General features: G+C 59.3%; 11 protein-coding genes. 5 read left to right on the top strand and 6 right to left on the bottom strand.

Translation table 11 applies throughout. The features are described 5' to 3' along the window. Positions 1–115 precede the first annotated feature (115 nt). Positions 116–682 carry a DUF4174 domain-containing protein gene (locus ACZZ0D_RS06520; protein WP_463552725.1) on the bottom strand — a complete coding sequence of 189 codons (567 nt, stop codon included), beginning with the start codon at positions 680–682 and terminating at the stop codon, positions 116–118. Between the two features lie 208 nt (positions 683–890). On the opposite strand from ACZZ0D_RS06520, the gene ACZZ0D_RS06515 reads away from it, so the two are divergent. Then, positions 891–1361, top strand: a complete 471-nt coding sequence (locus tag ACZZ0D_RS06515; protein WP_463552724.1) for a GNAT family N-acetyltransferase — start codon at positions 891–893, stop codon at positions 1359–1361. 312 nt (positions 1362–1673) lie between these two features. On the opposite strand, the gene ACZZ0D_RS06510 is transcribed toward ACZZ0D_RS06515, so the two are convergent. The 3 genes from ACZZ0D_RS06510 to ACZZ0D_RS06500 all read right to left on the bottom strand — a co-directional run bounded on the left by ACZZ0D_RS06510 (position 1674) and on the right by ACZZ0D_RS06500 (position 4804). After that, positions 1674–2459: a sulfite exporter TauE/SafE family protein gene (locus tag ACZZ0D_RS06510; RefSeq protein ID WP_053121848.1), complete on the bottom strand. Its 786-nt coding sequence runs from the start codon at positions 2457–2459 to the stop codon at positions 1674–1676. A gap of 211 nt (positions 2460–2670) precedes the next feature. Then, positions 2671–3885, bottom strand: a complete 1215-nt coding sequence (locus ACZZ0D_RS06505; RefSeq protein WP_053121850.1) for an MFS transporter — start codon at positions 3883–3885, stop codon at positions 2671–2673. A gap of 169 nt (positions 3886–4054) precedes the next feature. Continuing rightward, positions 4055–4804 carry a hypothetical protein gene (locus tag ACZZ0D_RS06500; RefSeq protein ID WP_053121852.1) on the bottom strand — a complete coding sequence of 250 codons (750 nt, stop codon included), beginning with the start codon at positions 4802–4804 and terminating at the stop codon, positions 4055–4057. A 337-nt stretch (positions 4805–5141) separates the two neighbouring features. On the opposite strand from ACZZ0D_RS06500, the gene ACZZ0D_RS06495 reads away from it, so the two are divergent. The 3 genes from ACZZ0D_RS06495 (at position 5142) to ACZZ0D_RS06485 (ending at position 7884) form a co-directional block, all read left to right on the top strand. After that, positions 5142–6290 carry an aldose epimerase family protein gene (locus ACZZ0D_RS06495; RefSeq protein ID WP_053121854.1) on the top strand — a complete coding sequence of 383 codons (1149 nt, stop codon included), beginning with the start codon at positions 5142–5144 and terminating at the stop codon, positions 6288–6290. Positions 6291–6566: 276 nt separating this feature from the next. Further along, positions 6567–7388 carry an aldo/keto reductase gene (locus ACZZ0D_RS06490; RefSeq protein WP_463552723.1) on the top strand — a complete coding sequence of 274 codons (822 nt, stop codon included), beginning with the start codon at positions 6567–6569 and terminating at the stop codon, positions 7386–7388. 25 nt (positions 7389–7413) lie between these two features. After that, positions 7414–7884 carry a DUF1810 domain-containing protein gene (locus tag ACZZ0D_RS06485; protein ID WP_463552722.1) on the top strand — a complete coding sequence of 157 codons (471 nt, stop codon included), beginning with the start codon at positions 7414–7416 and terminating at the stop codon, positions 7882–7884. Here the strand turns inward: ACZZ0D_RS06485 and ACZZ0D_RS06480 are convergent. After that, positions 7849–10209 carry a DNA polymerase II gene (locus ACZZ0D_RS06480; RefSeq protein WP_463552721.1) on the bottom strand — a complete coding sequence of 787 codons (2361 nt, stop codon included), beginning with the start codon at positions 10207–10209 and terminating at the stop codon, positions 7849–7851. The genes ACZZ0D_RS06485 and ACZZ0D_RS06480 overlap by 36 nt on opposite strands. A 364-nt stretch (positions 10210–10573) precedes the next feature. On the opposite strand from ACZZ0D_RS06480, the gene ACZZ0D_RS06475 reads away from it, so the two are divergent. After that, positions 10574–11014, top strand: a complete 441-nt coding sequence (locus tag ACZZ0D_RS06475) for a CBS domain-containing protein (protein ID WP_053121863.1) — start codon at positions 10574–10576, stop codon at positions 11012–11014. Between the two features lie 124 nt (positions 11015–11138). Here ACZZ0D_RS06475 and ACZZ0D_RS06470 read toward each other — a convergent pair whose 3' ends face one another. Then, the gene (locus ACZZ0D_RS06470) at positions 11139–11762 is read right to left on the bottom strand and encodes a glutathione S-transferase N-terminal domain-containing protein (protein WP_212545692.1); all 624 of its coding nucleotides are present in this window, start codon (positions 11760–11762) and stop codon (positions 11139–11141) included. Between the last annotated feature and the right edge of the window lie 43 nt (positions 11763–11805).

Genomic DNA, 11805 nt, shown 5'->3' with positions numbered 1-11805 from the left:
AACTGTAGGAGTGAGCCTGCTCGCGATAGCGGTGTATCAGTAGATGCATGTGTTGACTGATACAACGCTATCGCGAGCAGGCTCACTCCTACAGGGGGATTTGCGTTAACTTCAGTTAGTCATCCGGCATTTCCGGTGGTTTGGTTGGTTTTGCTGGCTTGGTTGGTTTGGTGCCTTTTGCGCCTTTTGCGGCCGGTTCTGCGGCTGCCGGTGTGGTTGCCACGGACGGTGGCGCGATGTCTTTCTCGGTCGCCGGCAAGGCATCCACGGTGTCAAAAATCTTCTTCAAGTCCACCGACTTCGCTTCATCCCCAGACGCCGACAGTTTGGTCTCGCCGTCCTTGCCCACCAGGAACACTTTCGGATACGCCCCGGCGCCCAGCTTCAGCGAGCGCAACAGCGCCATGGTGTCTTGCTGGCCGAGGTCTTTGCCGTCGAGTTGGCCGGACATGTTGAGGATCGTGTAAACCTTGATGTTGCGATCGGCAACGCCTTTTTTGTTGGCGGGATCTTCCAGCGACTTTTTCAGGCCGACCCACACGGGGTCAACGGTGCTTTGTGCGATCACGATCAGCGGTCGGGCGCGGCCCATGTCGCCGGCAATCGGCGAATCGTTGTCAGCGGCGAACAGAGGGCCGGCAATCGCCAGCAAGAGTGTCAGGGTCAGTGACCTGATGAGCATGCGCATCTCCTTTTAATATCCACGCTCTAATGATTGCGCATCGTGGCGATTGTTCCGGGGCTATCTGGCAAATAGGTGTCGCCTTGTCAGAAGCTTAGGTCAGGGCCGACATTGCGCAACATCACAGACACGATCGCAAGGCAGATTTGATTACCTTTTATGACCGCATTAGGGTGGTGGATCAACCACCGAAATGGAGTTCACCCGCATGCACATTGATTACCTGTGCGATCACGCCGAATTGATTGAAGAACTGGCCACGCTCAACTTCCAGGAGTGGGGCGAGTTTCGCCCGGGCCAGACTGTCCAGGACCGTATCGAGCATATGCGCGAATCCTGCGGCAAAGGCGCGATCCCCAGCGTTGTGGTGGCGCTCGAAGGTTCGCGCTTGCTCGGCGGCGCACTGCTGATTGAAAACGATCTTAAACTGCGCCCGAACCTGACGCCTTGGCTGGCCGGGGTTTATGTGAAAGCTGAAGAACGCGGGCGCGGGGTTGCTTCGCAACTGGTTAACCGTGTGGTTGCAGAAGCGGCGGCGCTGGGGGTGAAGGAGTTGTATCTGTACACCGATGCCGCGCAATCGCTGTATGCGCGGTTGGGATGGGAGGTGATTGAGGAAATGGTGTACGAGGAGTTGCCGGTGACGGTGATGAAATACACCATTCAGAACCCGTCATAAAAACCTGTAGGAGCTGCCGAAGGCTGCGATCTTTTGATCTTTTTTTTTAGGATCAAGATCAAAAGATCGCAGCCTTCGGCAGCTCCTACAAGGGATATTCAGCAGCGCAAAACTTGTGGTTAGCGGGGTTTCTGTGGCGAGGGGATTTATCCCCGTTCGGCTGCGAAGCAGTCGTAAAACCAGCACATGCGGTGTATCAGCAAAAATGCGGGAGACCGAATGGGGCCGCTTCGCAGCCCAACGGGGATAAATCCCCTCGCCACAGGTAAGTGACTTTCACCACAATTTTGTCCCATTCCAAAAATCGGTTGATCAGAACGCCAGCTTGTAGCCGATCAACACCAGCATCGTCGCCAGGCACGGGCGCAGGACTTCGTCGGAAATGCGCCCCGTCAGGTGGCTGCCAAGCCAGATGCCCGGCAACGAGCCGATCAGCAGAAAGCCCAACACACCCCAATCCATATTGCCCATGCTCGCGTGACCGAGACCTGCAACCAGTGTCAGCGGAACGGCGTGGGCGATTTCGGTGCCGACCAGACGACGGGTTGGCAGCAATGGATAAAGAATGAACAGCGCCACCGTACCGAGCGCACCCGCGCCAATCGAGGTCAGCGCAACCATGGTGCCGAGGATCAGACCGGTGATCACCGTCAACACGTTCAGGCGCGAACCGCTCGGGTTGTAGTTGCCGCCGGCGCGTTTGTGGGCGAATGCGAGCAGGCGTTTTTTGAAGAAGATCGCCAGCGCAGTGGCGAACAACACAAAGCCCAGGGCTTGTTTGATGATGGCGTTCATCGCATCCGGCGCGGTGTGCAGGGTGCTGAGGAACCACAAGGTCATCGCCACCGCCGGCACGCTGCCGAGGGTCAGCCAGCCGGTGATGGCCCAATCGATGTTCTTGTTCTTTTTGTGCACCAGCACGCCACTGGATTTGGTAATGGCGGCGTACAACAGGTCAGTGCCCACCGCTGTTGCCGGGTTGATGCCGAACCACAGCAGGATCGGCGTCATCAACGAACCGCCGCCGACACCGGTCATGCCGACGATAAACCCCACCACCAGCCCGGCGATCACCAGGCCGAAATTTGCCAATTCCATTAAACCGTCCACAAAAACGACAGGAAAAATCTGGCCCGCAGCATAGCGATTTTTCTTATAACCACATATATCAATGCGGTCTATCGTTATACCCCAACCCACCATTCTCCCTGTAGGAGCTGCCGCAGGCTGCGATCTTTTGATCTTGTTTTTCAATACCGCACATCAAAAGATCGCAGCCTGCGGCAGCTCCTACAGAGAGACTGCGTTGTCAGTGCTGGCGGCGGCCCGGTTTGAAGCTGTGGTTGCTGTTGATCCAAACGGTGGCGAGCGCAATCAGCGAGAGGATCAGCAGCGCCCACGGAAACGACATCGCCCCCGCTCGATCCAGCAACAAGCCACCAAACAAGCCGCCGCCGGCAATCGCTACGTTCCACGACGTGGTGAGCATCGCCTGCACCACGTCGACGTGATCGCCCGCCGAGTCCGCCGCGGCGGTCAGCAGCAACGTCGCCGAGCCGCCAAAGGACAAGCCCCACACCGCCATGCACGTGTAAATCAGCCACGGTGACGGCGCCAGCAGCGCCAACACCAGTGCGGTCACGGCAAACACCGCAAGGCTGATCAACGTCAGCCAACGCAACCAGCGATCGACCAGCATGCCGATGATCCAGATGCCCACCAGCGAGCACAGGCCAAACACCAGCAACACCAGATCAACCCGTTCGGCCAGCCCGGCCTGCATCAGAAACGGCGCTATGTAGGTGTAGAGAATGTTGTGCCCGAGCATCCACGTCAGCACCACGAACAGCACCGGTCGCACACCCGGTAGACGCAACGATTCGAGCAGCGGCAGGCGTTCTTCGCTGGTTTGCCCCGGACGATCCGGCACCGCGATCACAATCCACGCCGCCAGCACCAGGGCCAGCGCCGACATGATGCCGAACGAAGCACGCCAGCCAATCAGATTACCCAGCCATGTTCCCGCTGGCGTACCCAGCGACAGCGCCACCGGCGTACCGAGCATGGCAATCGCCAGCGCTCGGCCCTGTTGATGCACCGGCACGATGCCGCGCGCATAGCCGGCCATGATCCCCCACGACAGCCCCGCCGCCATGCCGGCGAGAAACCGCGACGCGAGGGTCAGGCCGTAATGACTGGAAAACGTGGTGACGGTGTTAAACACCAGAAAACCGCCGACGGTCATCAACAGCACCCGCCGCCGAGGCCAGCCGCGCGTGGCGACGGTCAGCGGAATCGCCGCGACAATCGAGCCCAGCGCGTACAGCGTCACCAGTTGCCCGGCGAGCACCTCGCTGACATTGAGCCCGGCGCCGATTTGCGGCAGCAGGCCGGCTGGCAGAGTTTCGGTGAGGATGGCGATGAAACCGGTCATGGCGAACGCCAGCAACGCGGCATAAGGCAATTTGTCCGAGCGGACGGCGCGGTCAACGCGAGTGAAATCGGCGCTTGCGGGGTCGGTCATGACGGGTGCAGCTCCCTTTGAGTCAAAGTTGACGATGGATTGTATACAAACAATCCGACCGCCACTCTACGCTGTAGGAGCTGCCGAAGGCTGCGATCTTTTGACGTTGACCTTCAAAAACAGATCAAAAGATCGCAGCCTTCGGCAGCTCCTACAGGGGTGAGAGCGCTTATTGAACGGGGAGGAAATTCAGGAATAGAAGGCTCTGCGCGTAATTCAAACCAATCCGCCGGTAGCGCTCATCGAGCATCTGCGTGATCAGATCCAGCCGCGCGACGATTTTGCCGAACTCGGTGGCAAAGCTGAGGTTGCTGCCCTCCTCCGAAATCTCATTGGAAAACAGCAATGGCTGACCGTCCTTGTTCTGCCGTTGCGACAGAATCCACGTGGCTTTTTCGATGTTGCGCGCGGCGTTGTGAACGAAGGTCGGGTTGATCGCATCGGTCATGTAGAACTCGGTGCGATTGCCGTGGGCGGTGACGAGCATGCTGCCGATCGCATAGATGAACGCGCCGACGCGGTCACCGCGAAACTCCGGGCTCATCGCGTAGCTCAGCGCCGCGAGATCCTTTCTTCCGCCGAGCACCGGTAATGGCTGCTGCTGTTCAACGGCCAGACGCACCTGTTTCACCGCCACGCTGATACTGAGGAAACCCGATTTTTTCAGTTCTTCTGGATTACGCAGGTACAGCTTGCCCATCAGGCGGTAGAGGCTGTTGAGGTTGTCGCGCATTGCCAGCGTGGCCATACGGTCGACGCTGGTCTGCATGAATTCCTGCGGCTGGCCGTCACGCATCTGCGCGAAAAAGCCGTTGCCGTCCTGATGACTGCAACCGCTGAACAACAGCAATGACAGACAGGCGAGCGGCAGGCACGGTCGGCGAAAAAGGTCGGCAATCAGCTGAAAAACTCTCGGCATGTAGTCTCGAACAGGCACATTCCTGTGCGGCGGGGGTCACCGCATCCTGGCCATGGATAGAGCCGGGAAATTCGAAAAAGTGCAGTGTGCGAGCGTTGATCCGACCTTTGGCGCTGATTGCCGCACACACTAGTCTGACTTTTTCTTTTGCAATAAACGATTAATCCACTATAAATATTCTGCAAAACCACAAATAGCATGACTATTGAACACCTGTAGGAGCTGCCGAAGGCTGCGATCTTTTGCTTTTATAAAGATCAAAAGATCGCAGCCTTCGGCAGCTCCTACACGGGGATGTGTGCTGCTTTGAAAACAACAACAAAAAGGAAGGTCAACCATGCTTCAATCCCGACACCTGCTCTCCGGCCTCGGACTGTCCCTGATGATCGCCACCCTTTCCGCCAATGCCGCCGGCCTCAGCGCCGAGCACAAAGCCTTCGGCAAAACCAATGACGGCACGCCCGTCGAGCAATACATCCTGCGCAACAGCCACGGCATGCAAGCCACCGTCATCACCTACGGCGCGACCCTGCAATCGCTCTTGGTGGCGGACAAACACGGCAAGTTCGACGACGTCGTGCTCGGCTTCGACGATGTGCAGGGTTATCAGAAAGGCACCGCGTATTTCGGCGCGACCATTGGCCGTTTCGGCAATCGCCTCGCCGAAGGTGCGTTCGAACTCGATGGCAAACGCTATCAAGTGCCGCAGAACGACAAGAGCAACGCGTTGCACGGCGGCACCTTGGGTTTCGACAAGAAAGTCTGGAAAGCCCAGGAAACCAAGGACAAGGATTCGGTCGGCGTAACCCTGACGTATCTGTCGGCGGACGGCGAAATGGGCTTTCCCGGCAACCTCACCACCGAGGTCACCTATCGCCTCACCGACAACAACGAGCTGCGCATCGACTACAAGGCCAACACCGACAAACCGACGGTGCTCAACCTGACCAACCACAGTTACTTCAACCTCGCCGGCGCCGGTAATGGCGACATTCTCAAGCAGGTCGCGACCCTGTACGCCAGCCATTACACGCCGGTGACGGCCAAACTGATCCCGACCGGGGAACTCGCGCCCGTCGCCGGTACGCCGATGGATTTCACCAAACCGACGGCGATTGGCACGCACATCAAGGCGGATCATGAGCAACTGAAATTTGCTGAGCCGAAACAGGGTGGATTTGATTTCAACTGGGCGCTGGATACCAAGGGCGATGTGAGCAAAGTCGCCACTGAAGTCAGCGATCCACAGTCGGGGCGGCATTTGCAGTTGTTCACTACCGAGCCGGGTGTGCAGTTTTATACCAGCAACTTCCTGGATGGCACGGTCAAGGGTAAGGGCGGCAAGGTGTATCCGCACTGGGGCGCGTTTACGTTGGAAACGCAGCACTATCCGGATTCGCCTAATCAGCCGAACTTCCCGAGCACGCGGCTGGATCCGGGGCAGACTTACAACCACAGCGTGGTGTTGAAGTTCTCCGCGAAATAACTGTCAACACAACATCTGTGATGAGTTGAGTCCCCTGTGGCGAGGGGATTTATCCCCGTTGGGTTGCGCAGCAGCCCCAAAACCAGACAACCGGGTTTGCCTGATACTCCGCGCTGAATGGTTTTGGGGCTGCTTCGCAACCCAGCGGGGATAAATCCCCTCGCCACAATTTATTTCAGCCACTTCATAAAGACTCCTGATCTGCAAGCTTTCGGAACCCCTGGGCTATCCTGCTGCCCACTTAAAGGTATCGACTCTTTCAGATAGGAGGTTTGAATGCGTACCCTCGAATTGGCCGGTGTGCAGGTTCCCGTCATTGGTCAGGGCACCTGGCGCATGGGCGAAGACCGTTCGGCGCACAAGCGTGAAGTGGCGGCGTTGCGCATGGGGATCGAGCTGGGCATGACCCTGATCGACAGCGCCGAAATGTACGCCGAGGGCGGTGCTGAATCGGTGGTCGGCGAAGCGATTGCCGGTCTGCGCGATCAAGTGTTTCTGGTGAGCAAGGTCTACCCGCATAACGCCGGCCGCAAAGGCGTCCCGCAAGCCTGCGAGCGCAGTCTGCGCCGCCTCGACACTGATTACATCGACCTCTATCTGCTGCACTGGCGCGGCCAGTATCCGCTGGAAGAAACCGTCGAAGCCTTCGAACGTCTGCGCGAAGAAGGCAAGATCGGCCGTTGGGGCGTCTCCAATTTCGACGTCGATGACCTCGAAGAACTCTCCAGTTCCGCCTGCGCCACCAATCAAGTGCTCTACAACCTCGAAGAGCGCGGCATCGAATTCGATCTGCTGCCGTGGTGCCAGCACCAGCGGATGCCGCTGATGGCTTACTGCCCGATCGGCCAGGGCGGCGCGATGCTGGCTGAGCCGGTGCTGAAACAGACTGCCGCTCGTCACGGCGTCACCCCCGCGCAGGTTTCGCTGGCGTGGATTCTGCGTCAGGATGGTGTGATTGCGATTCCCAAGGCTGTGCGACCCGAACACGTGCAACTCAATGCACAAGCGGCGCAGCTGCAACTGGAGGCCGGGGATCTGGCGGCGCTGGATCAGGTGTTTCAAGCGCCACAACGCAAGCAGCGGCTGGCCATGGTCTGAGCCGCCGACTGGCGAGGGCTTCGCGATGAGAAGCACGGATCAGAACGACCCGTTCAACCTGCAACGTTTTGTGCTGGCCCAAGACTCGGTGTTCGAGCGGGTGCAGCGCGAACTCGAAGACGGCCGCAAACGCAGCCACTGGATGTGGTTCGTCTTCCCGCAGTTCGCCGGTTTGGGCGGCAGTGAAATGTCCCGACGCTACGCCATCGGTACCGCCGAAGAAGCGCAGGCCTACCTCGACCATGAACTGCTCGGCGCCCGCTTGCGCACCTGCACGCAGCTGGTGCTGAACGTGCGCCAGCGTTCAATCGCGGAGATCTTCGGTCATCCCGATGACCTGAAATTTCATTCATCGATGACACTGTTCGCGCAGTTCAGCGCCGACGACAGCCTGTTCGCGCAGGCGCTGGAGCGCTACTTCCACGGCATTCTCGATGAATGGACGCTGCAACTGCTCGACTCAAAACAGGCCCAGTTGCCCACCGATCAGGGTTGAGAAATCGTCGTCGACAAACGGCAGAATCGCATCCGCCACCGGTTGCAGCTGCCGGGTGATGTAGTGGTCGTAGTCGATGGCCGCGCGGCGCACTTCCAGCGGCTCGGGGCCGGCCAAGGTGATGACGTAACTGATCCAGCCACCGTTCTGGTATTGCCGTGGCCGACCGTGCTGCGTATTGAATTCGTCGGCCAGACGCGCCGCGCGCACGTGGGGCGGCACGTTGCGTTCGTAGTCGTCGAGGGTGCGGCGCAGGCGCTTGCGGTAGATCAGCCGATCATCGAATTCACCGGCGAGGGTTTTGCGCACGTAGTCGCGCACGTAATCCTGATACGGCTTGCGCTGGAAAATCCGCTCGTACAGTTCTTGCTGAAATTGCCGGGCCAGCAGCGACCAGTCGGTGCGCACGGTTTCCAGGCCTTTGTAGACCATTTCATCGCTGCCGTCGGCGCGGGTGACGAGGCCGGCGTAGCGCTTCTTGCTGCCCTCCTCCGCGCCACGGATGGTCGGCATCAGGAAGCGTTTGTAGTGAATTTCGAACTGCAATTCGAGGGCGCTTTCCAGGCCGTATTCATCGCGCACATGCTCGCGCCACCAGTCATTGACGTGCTGGACCAGCGCCTGGCCGATCTTCGCCGCCTCTTCCTGACCATGCTGGCGACGCAGCCAGACGAAGGTGGAATCGGTGTCACCATAGATCACCGCGTGGCCCTGTTCTTCGATCAACTTGCGCGTGCGCAGCATGATTTCGTGACCGCGCAGGGTGATCGACGAAGCCAGCCGCGTATCGAAAAACCGGCAACCGCTGGAACCGAGCACGCCGTAAAAGGCGTTCATGATGATTTTCAGCGCTTGCGACAGCGGCGCGTTGTGCTCGCGTTTGGCGGTCTCGCGGCCCTCGGCCACGCGCGAGACGATCGACGGCAGGCAATGGCGCGTGCGTGAGAAGCGCGCGCCACGGAAACCCGGTACAGAGTCAGCGTCGTCCGGGTGTTGCAAGCCTTCGATCAGGCCCACCGGATCGATCAGAAAAGTGCGGATGATCGACGGGTACAGACTCTTGTAATCGAGCACCAATACCGACTCGTAGAGACCCGGTTGCGAGTCCATGACAAAACCGCCGGGGCTGGCCTGCGGCGGGTTGGTACCGAGATTCGGCGCGACAAAACCCTGTCGGTGCATCAATGGCATGTACAAATGCGTGAACGCGGCCACCGAACCGCCGCTGCGATCCGCCGGCAATCCGGTGACGCTGGCGCGCTCCAGCAGAAAAGTCAGCAACTCGGTTTTGGCAAAGATCCGCGTGACCAGTTCGCAGTCCTTGAGGTTGTACTTGGCCAGCGCCGGTTTGTCTTCGGCGAACATGCGGTTGATTTCGTCCATGCGCTGGTACGGGTTGTCGATGGCCTTGCCCTCGCCGAGCAGGGTTTGCGCAACGTTTTCCAGACTGAACGAGGGGAAACTCCAGGTCGCCGAACGCAGGGATTCGATACCGTCGATGATCAACCGCCCCGCTGCCGAAGCGAAATAGTGATTGCGGCTGCCGTGCTCACGCCATTGCATTTCTTCGCCGCCACGGCCGATTTTCAGCGGCACACCGAGTCGCCGCGCGTGCTCGTGAAGGATGCGCAGGTCGAACTGCACGACGTTCCAGCCGATGATCGCGTCGGGATCGTGCAGTGCAAACCAGTCGTTGAGTTTTTTCAGGATGACGGTGCGCGAGTCGCAGTATTCGAGATCAAAGTCGACGATGCTGGCGTCGCCATTCGGGGTGCCGAGCATGTACACCTGACGCTCGCCACAGCCTTCGAGGGCGATGGAATACAACTCGCCATTTTCGGTGGTTTCGATGTCGAGGGAGGCCAGGCGCAGTTTCGGTCGGTAATCCGGTGCGGGTTTGAGGTGGGCGTTGAGCAAGGTGCCGTCGGCGTCCGCTGTGCCGCTGAAGAATACCGGCGCGGTGATGAAGCGCTCCATCAGGTAGCGTTCCGGTGGGCGCACGTCGGCTTCGTAAACGTCGACGCCGGCGCGGGTGAGCGCGGTTTCGAGGCGCATCAACTGGCCGTGTTGCTGGCAATACAGGCCGAGCACCGGACGATGTTCGAAGTCCTGCAGGGCCAAGGGGCGCAGTTCGACGTTCTTTTCGTCGTGCAGCAAGCGTTCGGCCGCCTCGCGCTGTTCAGCGGGGATAAACGCCACCGACGGTTGATGCGGCAAACGCACACGACGCGGCCCGGCGTCGGTCGCCAACCAGAACTCGACTTCGGTGCCGGCCGGCGTATCACGCCAATGCCGGGTCAGGACGAAGCCCTGCGGTAAATCCACCACTGCAACCTCGGGTATTGAAACAGAGGGGCATTCTACGCTGCCGCGTCCACCCCTGGGTCTATGGTTTAGAAGCTCTCAGGCTGAACATGTTCTCTGTGGCGAGGGGATTTATCCCCGTTGGCCTGCGAAGCAGCCCCGCTTTTGACCTACAAGCGGGCCTGCTGCGCAGGCCAACGGGGATAAATCCCCTCGCCACAGATAAATCCCCTCGCCACAGAGGTTCCCTCCAAGAATGGTTGTGTGTTCGGGCTTTTTTTCGGGAAATGACGTTTTTTGCGTGCTATCTGCCGCTTTGTCACCTTGCCCTGCGCCTCAGGGTCTACGATGCTTGGATAACAACGACAACACCTGAGTAACCGCCATGAAGACCGTCGCCCAACTGCTCAAGCTCAAAGATCAGAAAAATCAGGAAGTGCACCAGATCAAGCCTGATCACATGGTGCTCGAAGCGCTGATGAAGATGGCCGAGAAAAACGTCGGCGCCTTGCTGGTGGTGGAGAACGATGAAGTGCTGGGCATCATCAGTGAGCGCGATTACGCCCGTAAGCTGGTGCTGCATGGCCGTTCGTCGGTGGGTACGCCGGTGCGCGACATCATGGTCTCGCCGGTGATCACCGTCGATACGCACCAGACCGTCGACACGTGCCTGGGCATCATGTCCGACAAGCGTCTGCGCCATTTGCCGGTGGTGCAGGATGGCAAGTTGATCGGGCTGCTGTCGATTGGTGACCTGGTCAAGGAAGCCATTGCCGAGCAGGCTGAGCTGATCAAACAGCTGGAGCAGTACATTCGCGGGGAGTAATCCACTTTCGGCCAGTTGCCAAAAATCCCTTGTGGGAGCGGGCTTGCTCGCGAATGCGGTGGGTCAGTCAATTTATCTGTCTACTGACCCACCGCATTCGCGAGCAAGCCCGCTCCCACATTGTTCAAGCAGGCCAATGCCGGGCAAACACCGGGGCCAGCACCGGATGCCGGTCAATGCGTTGCAGCCACGCGTAAAACCCCGGCCGCGTCTGGCGCAAATGCTCGCGGCTCCCCGCCCAACGGGTTACCACCGCCGCCAGCACATCCAGCGCGCCCGGCGTTTCGTCGTCCAGGTACAGTTCGGCGGAGAACTGGTCGGCAAACACTTCCCAACTCCAGTGCAATCGCTCACGGGCACCGGCCATCAGGTTCTGTCGCGACGCTTCGTCGGGCATCAATAGCCAGCGTTCGGGGTAGTCGATCACGCCAATTGCTGCGTAACAATTGCTGACGATATAAACCATGCCGCGAATCGCCTGGTCACGCTCGGCGGCCTCGACTGGCAGCAAACCGGACTTGGGAAAGGTCAGGCCGAGGTGAATCAGAATCGCCGCGCTTTCGGTCAGCGCACTGCCGTCGGGCAATTGCAGGGTCGGGATCTGTTTCAGCGGATTGAGTTTGGCCAGCGCCTCGGCGGCCTCGCTGCTGGCTTCGATATCGATGAAGCGATAGGCGATCTGGCACAGCTCCAGCGCCGCTTCGATGGCGGCTGCGCCGGAATTTCGATGTCCGTAGAGTTGATACATAGCTCCCCCCTTTCGATTGGTTATCCGCCCACTTCAGTTGTAG

Source organism: Pseudomonas sp. AC193 (genome assembly GCF_979258075.1).
Note: the sequence above shows the minus strand (reverse complement) of the source record. Positions and strands in the feature narration are given on the sequence as shown.